Below are 24,462 nucleotides of genomic sequence, written 5' to 3'. Positions count from 1 at the left end.
GTCAAATAACTCCAGATGATCATCATCTGGAGTTATTTGTTACTCTTATCGTTTAATTTTAATTTGGTAAACGTTTAATTTTTTATACAATGTGGTTCTTGACATCCCCATTTTTTTGGCTACCTTACTTATATTTGAATCCATTTCTTTTAAATAAGTTAAGATAAGCGTTTTCTCAGATTGAGCATTATCAATCACTGTAATATCTTCATTCTCTCGTTGAGGAGGTACCAAAGAATGATAGTCATTCTTATTTGGATTCTCTAACTGATAAATATCTATCTCAGATTGAAAATGTGATAAATAATAACTTCGTTCAACGACATTACTTAGTTCCCTAATATTCCCTGGCCATGAATAAGCTTTTATGGATTCCATTGCTTTATGGGAAAAAATTTTTTCTGTATGATTTTTATCGTTTAATTTAGTTAGAAAATAATTTGCTAATTCAGGAAGATCTATGCTCCGTTCTCTTAGAGGAACAAGATTGATTTGAAAGACACTTAATCGGTAGTAAAGATCGCTTCTAAACGTTCCTTTATAAGCAATTTCGTTTAATATATTCTTATTGGTAGCTGCAATAATACGAACATCGATAGGTATTCGTCTGGTATCGCCAACTCGTGTTATTTCATTTTCTTGTAGAACTCTGAGTAAGGTCACCTGTAAATCAAGTGGTAATTCGCCTACTTCATCTAAAAAAAGCGTACCACCATTCGCTACTTCAAATAAGCCCTGCTTTCCATTTTTATTTGCACCTGTAAACGCCCCTCCAACATAGCCGAAGAATTCGGATTGAATAAGTTCCTTTGATATGGCTCCACAATTGACAGCAATAAATGGTTTATCACTTCGCATACTCTCGTTGTGGATGGCATTTGCGAAGAGTTCCTTACCCGTCCCACTCTCTCCAATAATAAGTACGTTCGCTTCCGTTTGAGACGCCGTTTTTGCTACATTTAATGTCTCAATAAAAGACGAATCTTTACCAATTATATCTTGGAACAATATTTTATGATGATTTTTTAACTTTCTTTGATTAAATAAAGTAAATTTAATTAAATAATAATCATGCCAGCATTGATAACTTATATCGAAAACTTCATTTTCAATTCTTCGGCGAACAGGTTTCTCCATCGATTTATCAGTGATATAGTTAAGGTTTTTTATGATCATATCTTTAATTGTTGGCTTTTTTGTTAATAAATTTTCTGCATAGTCATTCATAAACACAATTTGTTCTTGATGAAAGAAATCTATACATCCCTTCCTTATTTTAAAACCATTCAATCCAAGGCAAATCAGTATTTTATTTATACTTATAATAACCAGTTTGGGTCAAGTGTGACCAGATCTGTCATGGAAAATACGTATAATAGTGTTTTCTTGTTTAGCGATGCATTAAGAAAAATCACCGATCAAAGTAGAGAAGACAATGTCCGGTAGCCGTGTATTCTATTTGTTTTAAAATATAATCAAATTGTTGACAACCAAACGACGCATAAGATTCACCGACAACTTGTCCACCATTAATATTAAGAAGTTGGTGCATAGATGATTGGTTTCACGAAGATATATATAATCTGATCCTACTAAATGAAAAGATACCCCTATAGAAAATGGCGTAGCATCCGGCCCTTATTCTTTTTATAAAACCCGGGCTGAAGATCCAGAGAAAGCAAAGGCCATTTGTGAAGCTATGACACGATCAACGCCAGAACAACGTAGAGATAAGGCTTTTATTTCTGATAATAGATATTTTTTTTAAGCAACCATTATAAGAATCCTTTCTGATGGTTATTTTAGGTGATTTAACTTTATGAAAAATTCCGACTAAAAAAATATAATTTTTTGATATTTGGAGGTTTTTTCAATATTATGTCTAATATTATTATATAATCCTAATAATGAAAGGTGGCTTGAGATAATCCAGTGTACAACTTGAGTCAACAAAAAAATTAATCAAGGGGGAATTGAAATGTTAAAAAAATTCAAGTTAAAAACGTTTTTTTCGGCTTTGATCATCTCTATGATGGTACCGACATCAACTTTTGCAAGTACTAACGACATTAATACTAAAAAAGTCCAAAGTGATGTTTCCACACCAAACGTTAAACAAAAAAACGATTCATCAACATTGACAATACTACCCGATTCTACTACTTCGTTTTCAACTCAAAAAGCTGTTCCGCTGGGAGCTGGTGAATGGGATTATTTAGGTTATGATCCGGTTCCTTTATATAACTATACAACTGTAAACACAAGAAATTTTAACTCAGGTGGCGGTGGATTTAAAATAAGAGTGGATGGTGTAGCTGATTACAATAGTTATAGTGTCCAGCTTATGGAATATGACCCTGATAATCCAGACGATCCAATAGGAACAACTAGGCGTGGATATGGAAATTATCAAGTATTTGAGTGGAGTGAAATTAAAACAGACGGTGATAATGGGAAGGCTGAATTATATATTAAAATAGGTAACGCTACGGACTATGACTCTAGTGTTAATGTACTAGTTTGGGATTAAGACAATCATAAAATGGCAACTAAATGTACATGGATATGATATATTATAAAATATCATATCCATAATTAAATCCTATTTTGATACAACAGCCCATTGTCCTGTCTGACTAAGGATAGTATTAGTTTGAAACGTGATAGGTGTCCTATTTGAATATTTATTAGGTAAAGAAGCTTCAAACATACCTGTATATAAGTTATCACTTTCTTTGGAAAAAGCTTCTATATGACCACGTATATGTTCCCCTTTTACGATAACTTCAGGATTTTCCATCAAGGTAGGATGGAGATGATTAAATTTATAAAGTTTATTTGTCCTTATATGGAAAGACACCAAAAGTTTTTGCTTGTCATTGTAAAAATGATGATCAGTAATGACTAATTTTATACCTTTATTTGTGATTGATGGAAAACCTTCATCACTGATTTTAGTTCCAGCTATTGAGTTACTAACAATACAGTAGTATATTGTTGCGATAACCAACAAACTAATAATTAATTTTGTTTTAAAACTTATTAAGTACTTTATCATTATTCTACTCACCGACCTTAATTTTTTTAGTTCTTCTCTCTTAATGTTTTCTGTTTCCATATAAATTATACATTTTTGTACAGAAATACTTATTGACCTTATCCATTTTTTTAAAATAAAATAGGACAAAGGTGTGTCAATAGTGAACTTTACAATTAATTGAAGGGATGATTATCAATTTAGAAATACTTTTTATAACAAAGCATTATTTTTTTTAATTGAGTCAATTTCGTAACTCTTAGCCCATGCACCCCTGTGCCGTACCCCAAAAGTTAGAGTAAATATTCATCTTTTGGGGTGTTTATTTATGGGTAAGGCTAAACGTAGTAAAAAGTTTAACACCAAAAAGTGTTGTACGCAGGTGTTATGACTGCTAGTCATGAATTAAGATAACGAGCAGGGTTGAATTATAAATCTATCGAATATAACGTAAAAAGAGACAACATACTAAGTGGTTGTACAACAAATATTTCTATCGACAAAAATTCAATTTTTAAAAATTCATTATCAACACGCAGATTACCTTTTAAGTCGTCATAAATAACTAACCGCCCGTAGAGCAGGCGATTTTGATCTCGCCCTATAAGAGGACTTTACCAACTAACCCCTAAAGGAGCCTCTAAATTGACCGCCAACCGTTTAACTTCCAACCTATTTTTTGAATGGATCTACATATTCTCGCTTGCTCAAATTGTCTCGCAAACGATCCTCTGATCCATGTTCTCGAATATATTTGGCCACTGTTTTTAGTTTAATTCCACTGTACCTACATAGTAACCTTTTGCCTATGAGACCAGACATTTTGGTTGGTATTCTTACCAACATGTGTATGTGATCAGGCATGGCATTTACTTCCATTATTTCTACATCCTTCATCTCAAATAACTTTCTTAATATCGATCCAATGTCTTTTTTCAACTTCCCATAGATCAACTTTCTTTTATATTTCGGGATGAATATAATGTGATACTTACAATTCATCTTGTATGTGTTAAATTACTGTCGCTCGACATGAGCAGATCTCCTCTCGTTATTTGAAGTTCGTTTGACGGCCATCTTCTATTATAACGAGTGGAGATTTTTCTGTTACAACCCTTGAAGGTTTATTTTCCCACAGGTATAGTCTATGGTTTAAAAAGCATTAATTAAAAATCTCATATTAATGGCTCTTTTTTGTTCTATGTCGAAAGAAGTTGGACAGAACGCCCCATCTACTATGTAATTTCTATCAAAATTTCTCCCCCATTCACTCGTTTAGTGCTAATATATAGCTAGATTGCTAATTAAACATTTCACTTGAAAAGGAAGAATATGATGCTTAAGAAAATATTTATTACTCTAGCTATTGTTGTTGGGATTGTTCTAGTTGGCGGAGGAGGGTTTATTTGGTATCTCTATCATTCTGTTCAAAGCACGGCTAATAAGATTTATGATCCGGCAGGTGGATCCGGGAAAAATTCAAGTGCCATCAAGAACCTTCAAGCCTTCCCTATTTTGCTTCTTGGAGTTGATGAACGTAAAGGTGATGTGGGGCGGTCTGATACGATGATAGCTCTAACGCTTAATCCAACGAAAAAATCCATGCAAATGATCTCTGTCCCTCGTGATACAAAAGCGGAAATCGTTGGTCATGGTACAGTAAATAAGATTAATAGTGCCTATGCTTATGGTGGTCCGAAAATGGCATTAAACACATTCAACAATTTGTTCAATGTCAACTTTAAACATTATCTTCGGATTAACATGGAGGGTCTCGCTGATTTAGTCGATGCTGTTGGTGGGGTCACGGTTCACAATGACATTGATTGGCGTGATGAAGGTTACTATAAAAAAGGCTACCATTATCAAAAAGGAGATATCACACTTGATTCCGGTGCGAAAGCTCTTGGGTATGTAAGAATGCGTCACTTAGATCCACGTGGTGACTTTGGACGAAACCAGCGACAACGTGATGTCATTATGGCTGTTATTAACAAAGCTGCAAGTTTTGGATCTTTCTCAAAATATCAAGACATCTTAAATGCCGTACAAAAAAATGTCAAAACCAATCTAACATTTGATGACATGAAAAACTTAGCCTCTAACTATCGCGACAGCAAACAAAATGTCCAGAACTATGAAGTAAAAGGCTCGGATGATTGGGAAAAAACATCGAGCGGTTCAAAAATCTACTATCTTCAAATTTCTGATGATGAAAAAGAACGCGTGCATCAAATGATTCAAGATCAACTAACCGATGAGTAAAAAATAAATACTAATTAAGCCCGCGACCTCTTATCAGGACGTGGGCTCTTTAGTAAGACTTGCCTAACATATCTACAGCTTAGTCTAAAATTACCTCACTTCTAATTTCCCTCTTGATAAGACGATTTCTTGTATATCGATCTTTATTTGTTTTGCCAATTTCTTAAGATGTGATACTTCACTTGGTGTCACAAGACTAATAACAGTCCCTTTTTTACCTGCTCGCCCGGTTCGACCTGACCTGTGAATATATGTTTCTTCTTTAGTCGTATCGGTTTGTATGACATAAGGTAAATCTTTAATATCGAGTCCTCTAGCTGCCACGTCAGTTGCCAGCAATAGTGTATACTTACCTTCCTTAAATGCTTTTAGAATTTGACTTCGTTCAACTTTCCCAACTTCACTATGAAGAACACCAACACGTACATGATGAAACTCTAACTTCTCTGCATAAGTAGCTAAATGAGCGATATCCCGCACAAAAACAAGTGCCTGCATTCCTTCTATATGAGAGAGCTTTTGTAGAACTTTCACTTTATCACGCTGAGAAGCAACAATGTATTGATGCTTGACTTTACCAGAATCTTTTTTCTTTAATTTAAACTTCATGACTATGGCATCATTTGTGATTTCAAGTAATGTTTTTTCTACATCTGCACGAAGCGTCGCTGAATAGCATAAAATTTGTCTATCACGAAGTGTCGATTTAATAATATCTTTCACTGTCCCTACATGTTCAGAAACAACCAGTTGATCGACTTCATCCAGTACAATCGTTTTCACTTCATGCATCTTCAATTTCTTCATCTTAATGATTTCATAAATACGACCAGGTGAACCAACAATGATATGTGGTCCTTTTTTCTTGATATTTTCCAATTGCTTTTTAATGTTTGCTCCGCCAATCAGTGATAAAGCTTGAATATCTGAACCTTTTTTCCAATCTAATATCACTTGATAGATTTGCATCACCAGTTCACGAGATGGTGCAAGAATGACAACCTGTGGATTCTTTGTACTTGTGTTTATTTTTTCTAGAAGGGGTAAGACATACGCCAGAGTCTTTCCTGTACCTGTAGGTGACTCAGCGATAAGATCCTTTCCTTCCATAATCGTCTCAGCCGTTTGTTCTTGAACTTCTGTCGGCACTGTAAAATTAGCCTTTATAAAATTTTCTTTTAAAAAAGGTTGTACTTTATTTAAAAATGCCCATTGTGTCATGTTATTCCCTCAATTCATTTCAATCAAATGTAAGTTAAAGTATCTCAAATCCCGATCCATATTGCAATTTTTACTTAAAGTGTGTGTTCAAAAAGGTGACAAATTAGAAGCAAGAAGGTCAAGGCGGCGCTGTTTTGAGGACCAGCATTCCACATGATGTGGTAGCTTTAGGCACCAGCCACAGGACGTGAGCGATTTTAGTTAAAGATCCTCTTGGCCAACGCCGAGATTCGCAGCTTATCATTTGGTGACTTTTTGAACAACCTCTTAAACTCTATCTAAAGAAACAACTTGCCCCCTGTTACTTCCACACGTTATACTTTTTAAGTAACATAAATAATCCGACCAAATTAGGTCTTGCATAGAGGTGTACCATTGATATTATCTGTAGAAAAATTGAGTCACGGTTTTGGTGACCGTGCGATATTTGACGATGTTTCCTTCCGTCTTTTAAAAGGAGAACACGTTGGTTTAATCGGCGCCAATGGTGAAGGTAAATCAACCTTTATGAATATTATCACCGGAAAGCTAATACCGGATGCAGGAAAGATCCATTGGGCAAAAAATGTTCGCGTGGGTTACCTTGACCAACATTCTGTTCTTGAAAAAGGAAAAACGGTTCGTGATATTTTAAAAAGTGCTTTTGAATATCTTTTTAAAATGGAAGAAGACATGAATGCGATGTATGGGCGAATGGGTGAAGTGGAACCAGATGAACTGGAGAAGTTATTAGAAGACGTTGGCGTCCTTCAAGATATGCTCACGAATAATGACTTTTATGTGATAGATGCAAAAGTTGAAGAGACGGCCAGAGGACTAGGGCTTATGGATGTTGGACTTGATCGGGATGTGACTGACCTATCCGGTGGACAACGAACAAAGGTCTTACTCGCTAAGCTTTTGTTAGAAAAGCCCGAGATCCTTTTACTCGATGAGCCAACAAACTATTTAGATGAAGAACATATCGAATGGTTAAAACGCTACCTTCAGGAATATGAAAATGCCTTTATCTTAATTTCGCATGATGTCCCCTTTTTAAACAGTGTGATTAATGTGATTTATCACGTGGAAAATCAAGAACTCAGCCGTTATGTTGGGGATTATCATCACTTCCAAGAAGTCTACGAAGTTAAAAAACAACAGTTAGAAGCGGCTTACAAACGACAACAGCAAGAAGTTGCGAAGCTAAAAGACTTCGTTGCCCGTAATAAAGCTCGGGTTAGTACGCGAAACATGGCCATGTCAAGGCAGAAAAAGCTTGATAAAATGGATATGATTGAGTTAGCTACCGAAAAACCAAAACCTGAGTTTAATTTTAAATCAGCACGTACATCTGGAAAACTGATCTTTGAAACAAAAGATCTTGTCATTGGCTACGATTCACCGCTATCATCTCCCCTCAACTTACGGATGGAACGGGGACAGAAAATTGCCCTATATGGAGCCAATGGTATCGGGAAAACGACCCTTCTTAAAAGTTTACTGGGTGAAATTGAGCCTATTTCCGGATCTGTTGAACGAGGAGAACACCAGCACATCGGCTATTTTGAGCAGGAAACAAAAGATCCATCTACGAAAACATGTATTGAAGAAGTTTGGGATACCTTCCCTTCTTTTACTCAATATGAAGTTCGAGCAGCACTCGCTAAATGCGGTTTAACCACAAAACATATCGAATCACGAGTTTCTGTTTTAAGTGGTGGCGAAAAAGCGAAGGTCCGTTTATGTAAATTGATTAATGATGATACAAACATCCTTGTTCTCGATGAACCAACGAACCATTTAGATGTCGATGCAAAAGATGAATTAAAACGAGCATTACAGGCATACAAAGGTAGTATCCTGCTTATCTCTCACGAACCGGAGTTTTATGAAGACATTGTGACAGAAAAATGGAACTGCGAATTTTGGACAACGAAAGTATTGTAATAGATAGAGGCTAGGAGTTATGGAATTCCTAGTCTTATTCTAGTGCAAAATAATAATATCCCTCAATTTTTATCAACAAATAAGCTGCCATCCATCTGTAGTTCCGCATAATTAACCTCATGAATTGAGTGAATCCCGTTCATTTTCAACTGATCAATGAGCCATTCCTTTTGTATATGCTCTTCTTTTAAATTCTTCTCTACTATTTTTCCATCAACAATCAGTTCTGTTGGAATATAACGGCTGTAATGAATCTGTACATTAGCATCCTTTTTAGTCAAAAGTTCCTTTTCTTCTTTTTTTAATACACTAAGCTCTCCATTAGGTTCTAGGATCGCATAGTCTACATCCGCCATTGAAAAGACATTATTATTTCTTAAAAGCATCGTTAAATCATCAAGATTTAATTTTTCTGCAACCATTGCTTTTTTCATTATTTTTCCCTTTTTTATAATAATCGTCGGTTCATCATTTAAGAGTACTCTAGCTTTCGAAGACTTTAAACTAATATACTCTATGAGAAGTGTTAATAATGCCCAAAGTGTCATACCTGTAAAACCATCAATTATTTTTATATCTCTGTGAACAACCATATCACCCGCTATATTTCCTAAGGCAATACCTGTAATGTAGGTGAAAATCGTCATTTGACTGAGTTGTTTTTTACCTAATATTCGTGTCAAGATGAGCAATAAAACAAAGCCAATTAATGTTCGAATAGATGTCGTTAAAATTCTGTCCATGGAGCACCTTTGTCAATATAGATTCGTATTTATTTCTATGATGGAAGTTTATCTTAGTGTATGCACTAAGACAAATACTAAACATGACTATAGGTTTCTGCTAATAAATACCGAACGTATTACCGATTGACTGCCCCATATTAATAATGGAAAAAGCCTCCCTCATTTTGAGGAAGGATATATCTCATTTCTTTAAATTTTTCTCGGCCATTTTAATCATTTCACGAACCATTTGGCCGCCTAAATGTCCACCGATTTTTCCAGCTTCTTTGGACGTCATGTTCCCGTTATATTTATCATTTAGTGGAACTCCAACTTCTTTTGCTACTTCATATTTTGCATTTTCGGGCTTATCTGTATGAGCGATTTTAGCTTTTAACCGATCTACACCTTCTCTTGCTTCAGGAACTAACAACTTATTTCTGTTCGGCATTTGAATCCCCCCTTCTCCCATATCATGCTCTCGAGATGATCACTTTATCCCACCTAAAGATTCTGAGTATTCAAAGAAGATAAACGGGGATCAACAGGTACAAAAAAACCTCCTTCTAATGGAGGTTTTTAAACGGATAAGAAGGTCTTCTTTCTAAATCCAAATAGCCATTAGGCTGTCTTGGATTCCTGTACTCTTTCTTGAATTTTCTCTTTTCCAAACAGGATCTTTCCAAACGATGCGGCTAATACTTGCTGAAGCAATTGACCAAGAACAACAGGTAAAACGACAGCTGCGGGAAAATAAGTCACAGCCAGTACAGAGCCAGCACTTATGTTTCGCATGCCCCCGTTAAACGTAAGGGACACCGTTTCCTCATGGTTCCATTTCAATAACTTGCCAATTGACCAACTGACTAAATAACCAAAGGATGAAATTATAAAAATGCAAACGAGAATCTTAATCACTTTAAGATCAATATGTTTCAAATAAGTTGATAAAACACTGCCATTGATTAAAACGATGGGTAAGACACCTAATTTAAATGGAGATGACCATTTTCGAACAAGATTTTTAGTACCTTCTTTAGCATATTGATTGAATACCATCCCAAGTAAAGATGGAATCACAATCATAGTAACTAAATTGAGCGTGAGAGAAAATGGATTTAGATCGACTTTTTGTCCGACAAATAGAAGTAAACTATATGGGACAATAATGGGTGAAAGAATAGTGTCAATAATAATCGTTGTAAGGCAAAGGACATTGTTTCCTCTAAAGATAGAAACCCAAACAAAGCTTGTCACACCACAAGGAATGACAACAACTAAGATAAAACCAATAATGGTTAACGGGTCATCTCCGAATACAGCATGTCCGATAGAAAGAGCGACCATTGGTACAAGAACGTGCAGAACCATTAATGTGACAAAGATCGGTAGTGGATGTTCAAAGACATTTTTTAATTGTTTAAAATTAGCACTCGTACTTCCTGTAAACGTCATAATGGCAAAAATCCAAGGGATAAAACTGATGAGTTTCGTTAATGGATCTCCTATTAGAACGCCAACAAGCAAACAAGCTGGAGTTAAAAAAGGCAGTAATGATATGATCTTCTGTATTTTGTTTTCTATCATGATATGTCTCCATTGCAAATTATTTTCGTTGTATATAGAAGAATGTATGTTCAATAAGGGATAGTAATATTCCTGTTGTTCATCTTTCTATTTAAACACAGATTGTTCTATATCATATTATCACAATACTATGAATCATATTGTAATTATTGAAAGATTTCTTTAAATATTCTTATTTATTCATTTAGGTTGATATTTATCCTTTTCCGGTAAGAAGACTCCATCTGATTTGTGTTACGGGCGAAGACCAACAATTCAGGTGGAGATGAATTGCCGGTTAGCGTAAGCTAAAATTATTGTACAATTCGAACAAATATACTATAATAAGCACAAGTGTTCTTTGAAAACTAAAGATATGAGGTTGTGACAGGGATTCATCTGTCACGTAAAATCTTTAACGCACAAAAAGTACAAACACGTAAGGCTGTTGTTTCGCGCATAGCTTAGTGGGTGCGTCAACCATCCATGTGTACTTGACTTTTCAGTCGGGGCTTGTATGGCTCTTTTTCAAGGGCGATGCAAGTGGTGGTACAACCAGTACCAACCAAAAACAGTGATTTGAGGATACTACTCAGAGCGTCACTTGTCTTGCTGAAAGACGAAAAGACCTGAGTGGCTAACTCAAGCCCCTACTGAAAGCAGAACCGTCAAGTTCTCAGTGGGGGTTCGTTGACTATGAGACTCAGATATAGAAAAACATTATACAGAAACGCAAGGTTATCAATACCTTTTTATAAAACCGGTAGAAATTAAATGTGTTCTGAGAGATATGTATTTAAAGAACAATGGCCGAACTCACTAAAAGTTCGGCCATTCGTTATTAATAAGGATCTGCTTCGTGTCCCATTTGTTCTGCCTTATCCGTTGCTTCATCTGCTTCTGCCGTGCTTATATCTGTTGTATCCTTGCCCATTTCCATCGCTTTTGCCAATCCTTCTTTAACCCGTCTTCCATAATCCTCATCAGCATGGGTGAAATATTCAATCATTTTATTCTGAATTTCGGATCTGCATACTTTGAGTGCATCTACAAGATTACTTATGAGTTCCTCCCTTTCCCATTCCTCGAAGCTCCGATACGTATCACCTGCTTGTCCAAAATCATTTGTACGATCAATTTTTTCACGAACCAATTTTTCATTATAGCGCGGCTCATGAATTTTACCTATCTGTTCCGCTTCCTTTAAGCCTCCAATAACGGAAGGCTCATAATTTATGTGTGGATTTTGATCCTGCGCTAAATCCACTTGGTATGACATTTGGCCTCCTCGCTGATTGGTTTCAACACGCTTTTTAGGTGCATTAATAGGAAGTTGTAAATAGTTCGTGCCTACGCGATATCGCTGAGTATCCGAATAGGAAAAAGTTCTGCCTTGAAGCATTTTATCATCAGAAAAATCCAATCCATCTACCAATACTCCTGTACCAAACGCTGCCTGCTCAACTTCATTAAAATAATTTTCCGGATTCTTGTTTAAAACCATTTTCCCTACCTTTAAGAACGGAAATTTGTCTGTTGGCCATAATTTTGTATCATCTAATGGATCAAAATCCAACTCAGGATGGTATTCGTCACTCATGATTTGAACGCAAAGCTCCCACTCAGGATAGTCACCACGCTCAATTGCTTCATACAAATCTTGGGTAGAGTGGCTTACATTTTTAGCTTGTATTTCGTCTGCTTCCTTTTGGGTAAGATTCTTAATACCTTGTTTCAATGGTTCCCAATGATACTTAATTAATACAGCTTCTCCATCTTTGTTGACCCATTTGTATGTATTGACACCTGATCCCTGCATTTGGCGATAATTTGCCGGAATGCCCCAAGGAGAAAATACAAAGGTAACCATATGTGTTGCTTCTGGTGTACGAGAGAGAAAATCAAACATTCGTTCAGGGTTACTTAAATTTGAAACCGGATCAGGCTTAAAAGCATGAATCATATCAGGAAATTTCATTGCATCTCGGATAAAGAATATTTTAAGATTATTTCCGACAAGATCCCAGTTCCCATCCTCAGTATAAAATTTTACAGCAAAACCTCGAGGATCACGTGCTGTTTCTGGTGATTCCATCGCACCTGCCACGGTTGAAAAACGAACAAAGACCGGTGTGCGTTTTCCTGCTTCCTGAAACAGCTTTGCTCTTGTGTATTTTGCAATCGGCTCATCCCCGACTTTTCCATAAGCCTCAAAATATCCATGGGCTCCAGCTCCACGTGCATGAACAACTCGCTCAGGTACTCTTTCTCTGTCAAAATGGGAAATTTTTTCGATAAAATCATAATTCTCAAGTGTCGATGGTCCACGGTTTCCTACCGTTCTAATATTTTGGTTATCTGTTACCGGATGACCTTGGCGATTTGTTAATGAATCTGAACTTTCACCAGTACCTTTAATATGGGTTTCCGATTTATTTTCTTCCAATGTCATTCCTCCATTGTAGAATTAATTCTATTTATTTATTTCCAATCCGCTTTTATTGTATGTATTTTTATTCTTTATAAACTTCTCATTCAAATCATCTTTTTCTGTTTTTCTTTTTTAGTAATACTTATTAGAATTTGACTCATTGTGACTTTTCACACCATACGTAGAAAACCGGTGGTCGTTATTTATCATTAAAAGCCATCAGCGTCTTTTTTATAGGATAAATGGCGGTTAACATGTCATCAATATTTTTAAAATGGCTTATCGGATTATTAATCTGTTAATTGCTACCAATGCCATTGGGGGTTGCGATGATGGGCCAGGAAAATACGCACTTGATGCCCTTGTTTATTAATAAACAAGGGCATCAAGTGTAATAAAAGTTAAGGTATCTTAACCTCTCTCGAATCTTTTATGACCAGCCGGTGGGTTTTTTGTTACATAGGTTCCCGCGATGAAATCATGGATGGCCCTTTTGTCCTCTCGAAAGGCGACCATAAAAATACTGATGATTAAACAAATACCAAAAGATACGGTATAGACAAGTCCACCGACAATATACCGAAGCAGCATCGTTCCGATCGTTGGTTTTTGGCCATCTATTTTGACGATCCGTATACCACAAAGTCTCTTCCCAGGTAAATAACCGCTCCATACGATCGGAATTAAAACAAAATATATTAAAGAGACAACATCTCCAAATATTTGAACTGTACCAATACCTGAGTCTCTTTCTAAATAACTTTTACCAAATAAAAAGGCACCAAGCAAATAAACGATCACCATGACAATAATTCCATCAATAATATTAGCAGCTAAGCGAATCCAAAAGCCTGCTGTTTGCGTTGGCTTCATATCATTCACCTCCAATAGACTTTAATAACAATTGAAGAATCACTTATTTTAATATTCCCGCCATAAGCATATTAAAACAAAAATCTCTCTTTTTGGAAGAGATGGTTTCTCTTACTCTCCAATCTTGAAGGAGTTCTCAATATATTTTTTTGTGTTTACGTATTTAGTCGAAAACTTTTTTCCTTATTTATAAAAATCGCGTCAGATCCTTTATTTAACAAGGTTTTTTCCGTAATTCTAACCATTCGAAAAAACGGCTTATTTGTCAATATTGTGAACAATGTAATGAATGTGTAATGCTTTAAATTATAAAATAAGAAACGCATCCGCATTGTGGTCATTAAACAATGACTTAACCCGTTCCATTGCTTAAATAATATGAAGGAGGTACAAGGAATAAAACGGAGGAGGTAGGAAATTAAAATCTTATAAGTACGTGTTCAGTAAGGCGGCTAATTAGAAGCAAGAAGATCAAGGCGGCGTAGTTTTGAGGACCAGCATTCCACAGGATGTGAGCGGCCTAGTTGAAGATCCTCTTGGACAACGCCGAGATTCGTAGCTTATCATTGGGTGACTTTTTGAACAACATCTATAAAAAAACTTAATCGTGAAGAGACTACCGATCTCCCCACAATTAAGTTTGTTGCAAAGAATTCGTCCCATCAACACGATACAAGATCGCAAATAAACTTAGCATCCCCATGCAATGTTTAGTACGACCATTTTGAAGTGTTGTATTTAAGTGTTAATTAAGAGAACGGGATCCTTTGTTAACTACATGTTAACATATCCCAAGCAAACCTTTCACTTATTTTCAATCTATTAAAATAATAATGACCTAATTTAGAACTTGGGGGAACATAAATGATCAATTACACAAGTCGTTCTAGAATGGTTCAAATTCCACATTTTGATGAAATTCCTAGTGTAAGAAAAACCTATATGAAACCTAGAATTGCGGCCTTTATTCCAGCTCACAACGAAGAAAAATCGATTCGAGATTGTTTAGCTGGTTTAGGCGATCAGAGTCTCCCTTCTGGCGTTGAATTAGATGTTTTTGTTATTGCCGATAACTGTACAGACCGCACCAAAGAGATCGCAGAATTAGCAGGAATGGAATTTGGTTTAAATCTAGAAGTGATCGTCACAAAAAATAACAAACAACGAAAAGTAGGCGCTCTAAATTCAGCCTGGAAAGGCATTTATGGAGATATTCTAGATTTATATAATACTGAACTCACGGAATACCAAATGATGTATCAACAATCGGTTAAAGCCATATTAGGTATGGATGCAGATAGTCGACTTGCCCCTGGGGCACTAGCCTATCTTTGGGATGGTTTAATGAGTGGACGAAATATCGGCGGCGTTATGGCAAAATATACCATGAGAATGCCGAAAAAGAAAAGCCTGCTCTCAAAAGACGATACACACTACGAAGAGAAAATTACAAGCGGAGAGTATGGTGGACCTATAGCACGATGGTGGACACACCAGCAAAAACAAGATATGGCAAGCTGGCTGCTCGATTTACAATACCACGGCGGAAGCACCTATGTTCTTGGAGGGCAAGCCACCCTATTCAGACCAGAAGCCCTGCAAGACATTGTTGATGAAAATAAACTTGATGGACCCTGGCAGAATGAAAGCGACGTTGAAGATATGCTGCTGACTTGGCAACTTCAGAAATCAGGTTGGAAGACATTAATTAGCCCCCATGCTCGTTGTTTTGTGGATGCAATGAGAAACTACCATTCATATAGAGAGCAACGGAATAAATGGAAGTCTGGAACAGTAAATCTATTGACAAGTAAAGATCTCAAAGTCAAAACTCGGCATACAGGACGACTTTGGCGTTCGCAAGCTAAAATGTTCATTGACCTTATCGTTCGAGTCTTATTTGTCACTTTACTCGCACTCTCTCTTGCAACCGATCAATATACATGGAATTGGATTTGGCTCACTCCAGTTGTATTAGCCTCTTTACTAAACATGATACTAGCCCTAAAAACGCCGATGCATCGACCAATAGATGTAATTTTAGCGACACTATTAATAAGTCCTGAAATTTACCTTTGGGTGAATTTGATTACCTTTATACAAGTTTGGCTAGAGAAGCTCTCTGCAAATAAGAAAGATGGATGGGCCAGTCAATATGCGGCAGAATCCGGAAAAACACGCAGTAAACTCACCCAAGGCGTCCTTCTATTTATCTTGTTTGTCACGGCTTCAACTTTCGCTTGCATCCATTTCAGAGATACCTTAACAAATCCTGCCACCCAAGCTGCTGTGAAGCCTTATCTCATGTCTGGTTGGATCGTTTTAACCTATCTCACTATTTTGGAGTCTCTCATCATGTTGTATCAAATCTGGACACTTAGAGGACAACATAAGGCTTAATAAAAGATTTACATTCTTCATAATCACGTTATCTTTATACCAAAAAGACCAGAGAAAAGCTGGATAACTTTTCTTCTGGTCTATTTTTTCTGTTATAAAACTTTTTTGATTATTGAGTACCCCCTAGTCTACAAAGACTTACAACACAGAATACCCTAGCGCTTTCACATCCTTATTAAAACCTTGAACGGTTTCCAAAGATAATTGATAAAGGTCTTTTCCGATATTAGGAAGTTTACTTAATATAGCTGGGGTACACGTGATAATATCTGCTCCACACTCTTCTGCTTGAAAAATATTATATACTTCGCGTGAACTTGCCCAAAGTAGTTCTGTTCCTGGTTTTTCATGACATATAGAGGCAGCTTCCTTCATGTAAGGAATAGGATTAACGCCTGAATCCGCCATCCGGCCTGCAAAAACAGAAACAATATTTTTTGTTCCTAATTCAAAGGCATCCACTGTTTCCCTAACTTGGTCGAGGGTTAAGATGGCCGTAATATTTAATGAATAGCCGCATTTTGAAAGTTTATGGATCAAAGGAGCAGAAGATTCTCCTTTTGTATTGATAATCGGAATTTTTATATAGACATTTTCTCCCCAACTGGCAATTTTGTGGGCTTCTTTTTCCATTAAATCAAAATCATCTTCAAACACTTCAAATGAAATGGGTAAATCAGGAATTTTCTGAATGACGTCCTTAGCAAAAGCTTCATAGTCTTGAATACCGGCCTTTTTCATTAACGACGGATTCGTCGTAAATCCCTTGATATCTCCTGTTTCATAGGCTTTTACCATGTCCTCGATCACTGCTCCATCTGCAAATACTTTAATTGATAACCCTTTCATTTTTCTGCCTCCTTTAATTTTCTTCATCTTCAACGATGTGATTAAGTGTCGTACTCTTTGTTTTGATAAAGTTTGGAACGAATAAAACAATGAGTGTAGCCAAGACAAGTGCATAGATGCCCATGGTCGTGAATGAATGGCCAACTTGACCGATTGATATACCAAGGACGGCAAAATCCATGTCTCCAAAAGTGGTATTGGCAAAACCAAGTGCACCTAGAACGGGCATGAGTAACGCAGGTAGGAAGGTAATAGCTAACCCGTTTACAAAAGCCCCTAAAGCAGCCCCTCTCCTACCCCCGGTTGCGTTTCCATAAATGCCCGCTGTTGCCCCGCAGAAAAAGTGTGGTACGAGTCCTGGAATAATCAGCACTCCACCGGCAAGGCCAAGGACCAACATGCCAATAATGCCACCAATAAAACTGCTCACGAAACCGATAATGACCGCTGTTTGTGCATACGTAAAGAAGACAGCACAATCTACAGCTGGAACGGCATTTGGAATGATTTTCGTGGCAATGCCTTGGAAAGCTGGAATTAAATCAGCTAGGATCATACGAACACCTGAATAAACAATCGTGACACCAATGGCAAAGTTTAAACCAAGCATGGCAGCATATAAAAATGGGGACATGCCGCTTGATAGCGTTGATACATATTGGGGACCAGCCGCGATAGCCGCTACTAAATAGAAGAAGACCATCGTGATCGCTGTTGAAATCGTCGTATTTCGTAAAAAGCCCCATTTTTCAGGTATATTGATTTTTTCAGTACTATGATTGGCATTGCCAAATCTAGCTCCGACCCAAGCCGATAAATAGTATCCTAGACTGCCAAAATGCCCCATGGCCACATCATCACCATCGGTCACTTTTAATGTATATCTTTGACCAATAGCCGGCGAGATCGCACTCCAAGCACCTAGGAAAATCCCACCAATGATGATTAATTGAATACCAGAAAATCCAGAAGCTCCTAGAACTGCGGACAAGAGGCAGGCCATGAAGAAACTGTGATGTCCTGTTAAAAAAACATATTTATATTTTGTTAATCGAGCAAAAAGAATATTTAAAACAAGACCCAAAACGAGAATAGACATTGTCTCGACACCCAAAATTTTCTGGGCACTGGCAACAATCGCTTCATTATTTGGAACGACACCGTGAATATGAAACCCTTTTTCAATCATTTTACCGAGTGGGGTAAGATTCGTTGAAATCACGTTCGCACCCGCACTGAGCATAATATAACCTAGAATAGGTCCTAATGTTCCCGTTAGTATTTTATGAAAAGGTTTCTTTAAAGCGATAAGTCCTATACACGCCATCAGACCAATAAGCAGGGCTGGTTGAGAGAAAACATCACGCAAAAAGCTGAGAATTGACGTTAAAATACTCATTGGAAATACCCCCTTTATCCGCTATTTATTTAATGATTTTAAGGTCTCTAAAATATCTTCTTTAATTTTCTTCTTGTTAATATAACTTCTCGTTACTGCAACTTTTTGGTTACTATCAAATTGTTCAGCAAGTTCTGCAACGGTCACAATTAAGTCACAAGGTCTTCCTTTAGCAGAGTTAAAGTCACAAGATTCAACATTCGCATCGATCCCATTTTCATTGCAAATTTCTTCTATTTTCATTTTAAGCATTAAACTACTACCAATTCCGTTTCCGCAAACGGTTACAATATTTAACATATCGATCACTCCTCTACTTTTTTAACTATATGCTGAGATAAGGTGATACATATCTTCAACCGTCGTACTCGCTATCATTTTCTCTATACTTTCCTCATCTTCTAGCAGTTCTGAAAGCTGACTAAGGGCTTTTAAATGAGTTTCGCTATCAACCGCTGCAAGAACAATAACTAAGTTAACAAATTTGTCGTCTTGATCACTTGAAAAAGAAATAGGTTCCTCAAGTTTTAGCATAGCCATTCCTAATTGGTTGACCCCTTTTTCTGGCCTGGCATGAGGAATAGCAACTCGAGGGGCAATGACAATATAGGGTCCAATTTCTTTAACCGTATCAATCATCGCATCAATGTAACGATCTTCTATGATCCTTGAATCTAGTAATGGATTGGCAGCTTCTCGAATGGCAGATTCCCATGAATCTACCCTCTGCATAATCTGAATACGGTTTTTTGTCAGTAATTCATTTAACACAGGTCGATACCTCCCTTTCATCTGAACAAGCGGTTCTAAACATAATTTTGTTAAAGCCTGAGACAAACCACCTTCATCTTGAATGGAAACAAACGGGCGAATGGCTTCGATGATCCTGCGGCTGTCTATTTGTCTCGGTGATGCTGCGTACATATACCAATCAACCTCTTGAATAATTCGTAGTTTATCCGTCACCGTTAAGATCGGATTAACGACGATCAAAGGTTTGTCTGTATTAATTAATAGGGTAGAAAACACAATATCTATCGATGTGAGATTCGTATGATGAAATTCTTTTACGGATAAAACTTGAACAATATCACATTGAGGCACTAAATTTTCAATTTGATATTTAAGCATATTCGAAGTACCTACGCCATTCGGACAGATAATAACGCCTTTTTTGCGATGAATGGTAAAACCTTGCGTCTCTATAAAAGCGCCAAAATGTAAAGCAACATAAGCAATTTCATCATCTGAAGCCTTTTGATTGACCTGTTTTTCTAATGATCTTAATGATTTCTTTACAATATGAAAAAGATCTGGATGCTCTTTTTTTATTTCGTCAACAAAAGGATTAGTCATAGGAATCTGATACTTGATTCGATAAAAGGCCGGCTTAAGATGGGTATATAACGCATCTTTTATCCAGCTTGAATAAGGAATACGAAGACAAGTCATTCTTTCAAATTCATGGATAATCTTATTGATAAGTTGATTAATCAAAGTTTGATTAGGTTCTTGGTATTGCTGACTATCTTCCTTAATATTTATTCCTTGAAGAAGCAATGTTAAATAAACACATTCATCGGCTGCCGTTTCTAATCCAGCGTTCCTAAGAAATTTTTGAGCGGTATGTGAAAAAGGTGATTGATCTAAAGCGTGCTTAATATCTGATGAAATGCGTATGGTATTCCCTTTTTCAATCCGTAAAAATAAAAAAGTTAAAAAGATCATTTGCTCTTTCATATTCTCTTCGACAAATGTAATGTCGAGTAGCTCTTCAACCTCCCATAAGATTCGTTGGACCTGAACATAAGATGAATCAAAGGATCGTCTTGGACTATTCTCTTCATAAATCTTCTTTAATAAGTCATAACCGTTTTGTTGTTGCACCATCTTAGTTACCACATGCATCACAACATTTCGAATGTCATATTCATGTCCTTTAAAATGGTAGCCTTCCTGTCTGTTGTAGCCAATTTCCACATTGTTAATTCTCACAGCCTCTCCCGCTTCTTTTAGAGCAGAGGTGACCGTGCTTTTGCTTAGCATCATTGATTGGATAAAATGGTGCATCGATAGATAGTCTGGTTTAATAAACAAATTAATTAGAATAAAGGACACTTTATCCTCTGGCGACAAAGTATAATCTACATGTTTCATAGAGGATAATAGTTTTATAGCTCTTTCCTTTACTATCTGTTCAATATACAAACCATGAGACCGTTGAGTGACAATTGGTGGCAACTGATTCTCATCTAACCACTGATTAATCTTCTTTAAATCATAATAAATTTGTTTGCGTGAATAGCCCGTTTGCAATACCAACTGTTTAATTGTGATGTTCCTTTCTGATAAAATGTCTTCGAATAACTGAATAGAACGTTGATCTAACAGTGGAGCTCCCCCCTGCCATGTTTTTATTATATGAACCAAATAGCAAAGTAAGCGCTATCATTACGTTTTACTTTTGCACATTGAGATGTGCAAAAGTCATTCATTAGGCCGTGATGTTGGCTCCTGAAACAAATACAATTATCTGAAATATACCGACGGGAGAGGTAAGATCCATGGAGACAAGTATTTATCTAACAAGGTTTTGTCTGATCCGCGTGAGCAAAATATGACTTACGGGAAGTTGGCAAGGATCGATAAAGAAAAATACCAATATTAATTAATATGAAATAGTGATCATCTTTTTAGTGTAATTTTCCTATCAATGAACGATTCTTCTTCTTTTACAGGCTAGATTCCTAAGAGGTAACCTTGTCCCAATTAACATTTAATAGGGTAAAGAAAACTTGCCGATTGTCGGGCCTATAAGGCGCAGACAGAGGTCTTTCTTAAAGTGTAAGAAAGAAACCAATTCCTTGAAACGCATGATTCTTAAATATTTGCCAGCAAAAAAAGAACGCCTAATAGGGGATCATCCACATTTAGACGTTCCAGAAAAATGTTAACCTCTATTAACGTGTATTTTCAAATGTTTTTTGAGAATCACTATTTCACTAATTTCGCTTTAATTTGTTTTTCCATTTCCTCAACGGCTTGCTTAGGAGTTATTTCTTTACTAATGGCTTTTGAAATTTCAATTTGAATGATGTCTGAAATTTCTTGGTAGTTCGGGGCCACTGGCCTTGGAACAGCAGCCGCATAACCCGCTTGAAAACCTTTATCTGCAAAGAATGGATTTGCTTTTAACACGTCTTTATCTTGAAATAAGGATGTCAAGGTTGGGACATTTCCCATCTTAATGGCAGTCATTTTTTGACCTTCTTTTCCTGTCATGAATTTAACAAATTCCCAGGCTTCTTTTGGATGCTTTGAAAATTTTGATATCCCCAATTGCCACCCACCTAAAGCAGAAACAGAGCCTTTATCACCGGCAGGAAGGGGAGCAACGCCCACTTTACCTACAATTTTTGATTGTGATTTATCATTCGATAAAGCGTATAAATAAGCCCAATCTCGAATAAATGGTGACTCATTTTCTACAAAGGCCGTATGGGATTCAACCTCTGTAAAGGTGTTAACATTCCCCGGAACAATTTTAGAATGAGCAATATCAACCATTTTCTGTAACCCTTTGATGGCTTCAGGACTATTGATCACCACTTCTCCTTTTCGGTTAATAAATTCGCCTCCATAAGACGCAATAAATTCAACCGCATTACAAACAAGTCCCTCATATTGCTTTGCTTGCATCAAATAGCCATATTGCAAACCATTTTTATCTTTATATTTTTCAGCCACTTTTTGTAATTGGTCCCATGTTTTTGGAACTTCATTTTGAGGAATGATATCTTTACGGTAAAACAGGACACCAGCATCACCAAAACGCGGCATGGCCCATTGTTTTCCATTAAAATTGGAGGCTAATACCGCTCCTTTGTTATAATCACCCATATCAATACGGTCCTTTTGGATAAACCGATCGAGAGGCAATACATATCCCGCTTGAGCAAATTCTGCAGGCCAAACAACATCCATTGAGATCACGTCATACTCAGAGGATTTGGCATTTAAAGCTGTTACATAAGCATCATGCTGCGAAGTTGAAGAAGAAGGTAAAACTCGAAACTCGACATCAATACTTGGGTGTTTCTTCTCAAAGGCTCGAATCAAATCTGGCACATATTTTGAATTATTCTTCCCTTGTGAATAGACAATTTTAACCTTTTTACTAGTAGATTTTTGATCACTATCTTGACCTCCAGCACCACAACCTGTCAGAATAAGGACAAAAGTGAGTAAAAGAACTAGCAGACTCTGTTTTTTTCTTCTCATTAATCTTACTCCCCCTCAGAAATTGGAATCGCTTTCATATTTTTATAAAAAATAAACCTTCCATCAGTGGGGGTTTTTCGACGCACAGGATGTGCTAGTGCAGGCGTTGCGACAGGACGTCTGGTTTTTAGCCTGCGTCATCCCCACTGATGGTCAGCCTGAACCTATCGGACCTTTACGGGCAGTTGATCCCCCTCCTATCTTCTTTGAATACTCAGAATCTTGTGGTGGGGGTCTTTACTAGCCGTTAAGGTGGGATTGCTCACATTGAATTATATGACAGCTAAAATGAACTATTCTTTGAACATGACACAAAATAGTTAGACAGATTTCGAGTTATGAGGTCTTTAAAAAAACAGAAGAATGACGGTTCTCTTGCTTTTTTACTTTATTTATTGACCCTTTTTTGATCACCAGACCTTTTTTCTAGCAAGACCTTCAACATCTCCTTGTCCCATTCTCCTGTTTTAGCATTATTAATTCCAAAATGAGAAGCAAGTTCCCAGTATCCCCAGCTAAATCCTAATTCCTCAGCTTGTTCACAAATCGCCTTAGTCCATCGTAAGCGTGAGGAATAAGGAGCCCTATTATTAGCGCCAAACTCACCTAAATAAATTTGGACTCGATGTTGATCCGCCCATCTTTTCACCCTCTTAAATCTATCTTTTATATAAGCTATTTCTTTACTAGTACCTTCCCACTCTAAATCATGTACCTCGGAGTAACCAAGGTAGGGATTGCTTTGAAAAGTAAACTCGATCGGCTCGTAATAGTGAAACGAAACAATTAAGTGATCGTCCTTAGGTAAACGAAGGGCATCTAATCGGTACAGCGTATAATAGTTATCCGGACCAACGATAATACGTCGGGTTGGGTTTGTTTGGCGGATGATCGTGATGGCTTCGGCAAGGTATGTATTCCATAACTCCCCCACTAGTTGATCTTTCGGTTCATTTAACACTTCAAAAATGAGTTTTGAGGAATAACATTGATAACGAACAGAAAGTTGCTCCCAAATTCGGAGGAAGCATTCGTGAAAGGCCTCTGGTTCCTGCATCATTTCTTCAAAATGGTGCAAATCGAGAATGACCGTTAAATCCAAATTCAATGCATGAGTCACACATTCGTCTACATACTTCATAAATGGCTCATCTAAACAATTGTTTGGATTATTTTTGGCATAATCAGAAAAACGCACGGGTAGTCTGACCGTATCAAAACCGGCTTCTTTAATTTTATTAAAATAGTCCAATTTCATTTCAACATCCCAAGGAAAATCACGTGGGGCGTCTAAGGCATTACCTATATTGATGGACTTAAACAAGATAGTAGCCGCTTTAACTTGTTCTCGTGGCTTACTATAGGATTTATAGTACGAGAATACTAGAAATATAACAATAAAAAGAATGATAAAGGTCATGGACATGACATCATTTCCCTCCGTAAGAAATATCTAATTCTGTATCTTTAAATCAGGCTATTAACT

The 24,462-nt window shown here is 36.8% G+C and carries 19 protein-coding genes and 1 pseudogene; 5 read left to right on the top strand and 15 right to left on the bottom strand.

The genetic code is table 11. The annotated features are described in order from the left end of the window. Positions 1–45 precede the first annotated feature (45 nt). Positions 46–1,227, bottom strand: coding sequence for a sigma-54 interaction domain-containing protein (locus GMB86_RS12660; protein WP_155220474.1), 1,182 nt, complete (start codon positions 1,225–1,227; stop codon positions 46–48). An 18-nt stretch (positions 1,228–1,245) separates the two neighbouring features. On the opposite strand from GMB86_RS12660, the gene GMB86_RS12655 reads away from it, so the two are divergent. Both GMB86_RS12655 and GMB86_RS12650 read left to right on the top strand, forming a co-directional pair. After that, positions 1,246–1,446, top strand: coding sequence for a transporter substrate-binding protein (locus GMB86_RS12655; protein ID WP_155220472.1), 201 nt, complete (start codon positions 1,246–1,248; stop codon positions 1,444–1,446). Between the two features lie 532 nt (positions 1,447–1,978). Further along, the gene (locus GMB86_RS12650; protein WP_155220470.1) at positions 1,979–2,530 is read left to right on the top strand and encodes a hypothetical protein; all 552 of its coding nucleotides are present in this window, start codon (positions 1,979–1,981) and stop codon (positions 2,528–2,530) included. A 72-nt stretch (positions 2,531–2,602) separates the two neighbouring features. Here GMB86_RS12650 and GMB86_RS12645 read toward each other — a convergent pair whose 3' ends face one another. After that, complete coding sequence (locus GMB86_RS12645; protein ID WP_155220468.1) at positions 2,603–3,118, bottom strand: hypothetical protein; 516 nt, start codon at positions 3,116–3,118, stop codon at positions 2,603–2,605. Between the two features lie 591 nt (positions 3,119–3,709). Continuing rightward, positions 3,710–4,071 (bottom strand): annotated as a pseudogene (gene tnpA / locus GMB86_RS12640) (IS200/IS605 family transposase). A gap of 301 nt (positions 4,072–4,372) precedes the next feature. Between tnpA and GMB86_RS12635 the strand changes: the two are divergent. Beyond that, positions 4,373–5,302, top strand: a complete 930-nt coding sequence (locus GMB86_RS12635; RefSeq protein ID WP_155220464.1) for an LCP family glycopolymer transferase — start codon at positions 4,373–4,375, stop codon at positions 5,300–5,302. A 90-nt stretch (positions 5,303–5,392) separates the two neighbouring features. Here GMB86_RS12635 and GMB86_RS12630 read toward each other — a convergent pair whose 3' ends face one another. Next, on the bottom strand, positions 5,393–6,523 hold the full coding sequence (locus tag GMB86_RS12630; protein ID WP_155220462.1) for a DEAD/DEAH box helicase: 1,131 nt from the start codon (positions 6,521–6,523) through the stop codon (positions 5,393–5,395). A 375-nt stretch (positions 6,524–6,898) separates the two neighbouring features. Between GMB86_RS12630 and GMB86_RS12625 the strand changes: the two genes are divergently transcribed. Beyond that, on the top strand, positions 6,899–8,452 hold the full coding sequence (locus tag GMB86_RS12625; protein WP_155220460.1) for an ABC-F family ATP-binding cassette domain-containing protein: 1,554 nt from the start codon (positions 6,899–6,901) through the stop codon (positions 8,450–8,452). Positions 8,453–8,514: 62 nt separating this feature from the next. On the opposite strand, the gene GMB86_RS12620 is transcribed toward GMB86_RS12625, so the two are convergent. The 5 genes from GMB86_RS12620 to GMB86_RS12600 form a co-directional block, all read right to left on the bottom strand. Beyond that, positions 8,515–9,195, bottom strand: a complete 681-nt coding sequence (locus tag GMB86_RS12620; protein ID WP_155220458.1) for a YetF domain-containing protein — start codon at positions 9,193–9,195, stop codon at positions 8,515–8,517. A 184-nt stretch (positions 9,196–9,379) separates the two neighbouring features. Next, positions 9,380–9,628, bottom strand: a complete 249-nt coding sequence (locus GMB86_RS12615) for an alpha/beta-type small acid-soluble spore protein (RefSeq protein ID WP_141191332.1) — start codon at positions 9,626–9,628, stop codon at positions 9,380–9,382. A gap of 170 nt (positions 9,629–9,798) precedes the next feature. Continuing rightward, positions 9,799–10,764 (bottom strand): bile acid:sodium symporter family protein, encoded by a 966-nt coding sequence (locus GMB86_RS12610; protein ID WP_155220456.1) that lies wholly within the window; start codon positions 10,762–10,764, stop codon positions 9,799–9,801. 820 nt (positions 10,765–11,584) lie between these two features. Then, positions 11,585–13,195, bottom strand: a complete 1,611-nt coding sequence (locus tag GMB86_RS12605) for a catalase (protein ID WP_155220454.1) — start codon at positions 13,193–13,195, stop codon at positions 11,585–11,587. A 390-nt stretch (positions 13,196–13,585) separates the two neighbouring features. Continuing rightward, entirely contained in the window at positions 13,586–14,047 is a 462-nt protein-coding gene (locus GMB86_RS12600; RefSeq protein WP_155220452.1) for an RDD family protein, read from the bottom strand. A gap of 942 nt (positions 14,048–14,989) precedes the next feature. Between GMB86_RS12600 and GMB86_RS12595 the strand changes: the two genes are divergently transcribed. Further along, positions 14,990–16,447, top strand: a complete 1,458-nt coding sequence (locus tag GMB86_RS12595; RefSeq protein WP_155220485.1) for a glycosyltransferase family 2 protein — start codon at positions 14,990–14,992, stop codon at positions 16,445–16,447. A gap of 138 nt (positions 16,448–16,585) precedes the next feature. Here GMB86_RS12595 and GMB86_RS12590 read toward each other — a convergent pair whose 3' ends face one another. The 6 genes from GMB86_RS12590 to GMB86_RS12565 all read right to left on the bottom strand — a co-directional run bounded on the left by GMB86_RS12590 (position 16,586) and on the right by GMB86_RS12565 (position 24,402). After that, entirely contained in the window at positions 16,586–17,296 is a 711-nt protein-coding gene (locus GMB86_RS12590) for a transaldolase (RefSeq protein ID WP_155220450.1), read from the bottom strand. A gap of 13 nt (positions 17,297–17,309) precedes the next feature. After that, entirely contained in the window at positions 17,310–18,695 is a 1,386-nt protein-coding gene (locus tag GMB86_RS12585) for a PTS ascorbate transporter subunit IIC (protein WP_155220448.1), read from the bottom strand. Positions 18,696–18,716: 21 nt separating this feature from the next. Further along, a complete protein-coding gene (locus GMB86_RS12580) occupies positions 18,717–18,995 on the bottom strand; it encodes a PTS sugar transporter subunit IIB (RefSeq protein WP_155220447.1) in 279 nt (92 codons plus the stop codon). 21 nt (positions 18,996–19,016) lie between these two features. Further along, positions 19,017–21,125 (bottom strand): BglG family transcription antiterminator, encoded by a 2,109-nt coding sequence (locus GMB86_RS12575; RefSeq protein ID WP_155220445.1) that lies wholly within the window; start codon positions 21,123–21,125, stop codon positions 19,017–19,019. Positions 21,126–21,689: 564 nt separating this feature from the next. Then, the gene (locus tag GMB86_RS12570) at positions 21,690–22,976 is read right to left on the bottom strand and encodes an ABC transporter substrate-binding protein (protein WP_155220443.1); all 1,287 of its coding nucleotides are present in this window, start codon (positions 22,974–22,976) and stop codon (positions 21,690–21,692) included. Positions 22,977–23,364: 388 nt separating this feature from the next. Beyond that, on the bottom strand, positions 23,365–24,402 hold the full coding sequence (locus GMB86_RS12565) for a glycoside hydrolase family 5 protein (protein WP_230459111.1): 1,038 nt from the start codon (positions 24,400–24,402) through the stop codon (positions 23,365–23,367). Between the last annotated feature and the right edge of the window lie 60 nt (positions 24,403–24,462).

Source organism: Terrilactibacillus tamarindi, assembly GCF_009718825.1.
Taxonomy (GTDB): Bacteria; Bacillota; Bacilli; order Bacillales; family Sporolactobacillaceae; genus Terrilactibacillus; species Terrilactibacillus tamarindi.
The sequence above is the reverse complement of the archived record's forward strand: the minus strand, read 5'-3'. Positions and strand labels throughout refer to the sequence as shown.

Coding starts and splice junctions, on each gene's coding strand:
- GMB86_RS12590 (WP_155220450.1), bottom strand. CDS start 17,296: ATGAAAGGGTTATCAATTAAAGTATTTGCAGATGGAGCAGTGATCGAG.
- GMB86_RS12650 (WP_155220470.1), top strand. CDS start 1,979: ATGTTAAAAAAATTCAAGTTAAAAACGTTTTTTTCGGCTTTGATCATC.
- GMB86_RS12620 (WP_155220458.1), bottom strand. CDS start 9,195: ATGGACAGAATTTTAACGACATCTATTCGAACATTAATTGGCTTTGTT.
- GMB86_RS12655 (WP_155220472.1), top strand. CDS start 1,246: ATGAAAGAAATCTATACATCCCTTCCTTATTTTAAAACCATTCAATCC.
- GMB86_RS12645 (WP_155220468.1), bottom strand. CDS start 3,118: ATGGAAACAGAAAACATTAAGAGAGAAGAACTAAAAAAATTAAGGTCG.
- GMB86_RS12610 (WP_155220456.1), bottom strand. CDS start 10,764: ATGATAGAAAACAAAATACAGAAGATCATATCATTACTGCCTTTTTTA.
- GMB86_RS12630 (WP_155220462.1), bottom strand. CDS start 6,523: ATGACACAATGGGCATTTTTAAATAAAGTACAACCTTTTTTAAAAGAA.
- GMB86_RS12600 (WP_155220452.1), bottom strand. CDS start 14,047: ATGAAGCCAACGCAAACAGCAGGCTTTTGGATTCGCTTAGCTGCTAAT.
- GMB86_RS12570 (WP_155220443.1), bottom strand. CDS start 22,976: ATGAGAAGAAAAAAACAGAGTCTGCTAGTTCTTTTACTCACTTTTGTC.
- GMB86_RS12580 (WP_155220447.1), bottom strand. CDS start 18,995: ATGTTAAATATTGTAACCGTTTGCGGAAACGGAATTGGTAGTAGTTTA.
- GMB86_RS12595 (WP_155220485.1), top strand. CDS start 14,990: ATGAAACCTAGAATTGCGGCCTTTATTCCAGCTCACAACGAAGAAAAA.
- GMB86_RS12585 (WP_155220448.1), bottom strand. CDS start 18,695: ATGAGTATTTTAACGTCAATTCTCAGCTTTTTGCGTGATGTTTTCTCT.
- GMB86_RS12605 (WP_155220454.1), bottom strand. CDS start 13,195: ATGACATTGGAAGAAAATAAATCGGAAACCCATATTAAAGGTACTGGT.
- GMB86_RS12660 (WP_155220474.1), bottom strand. CDS start 1,227: ATGAATGACTATGCAGAAAATTTATTAACAAAAAAGCCAACAATTAAA.
- GMB86_RS12565 (WP_230459111.1), bottom strand. CDS start 24,402: ATGTCCATGACCTTTATCATTCTTTTTATTGTTATATTTCTAGTATTC.
- GMB86_RS12615 (WP_141191332.1), bottom strand. CDS start 9,628: ATGCCGAACAGAAATAAGTTGTTAGTTCCTGAAGCAAGAGAAGGTGTA.
- GMB86_RS12635 (WP_155220464.1), top strand. CDS start 4,373: ATGCTTAAGAAAATATTTATTACTCTAGCTATTGTTGTTGGGATTGTT.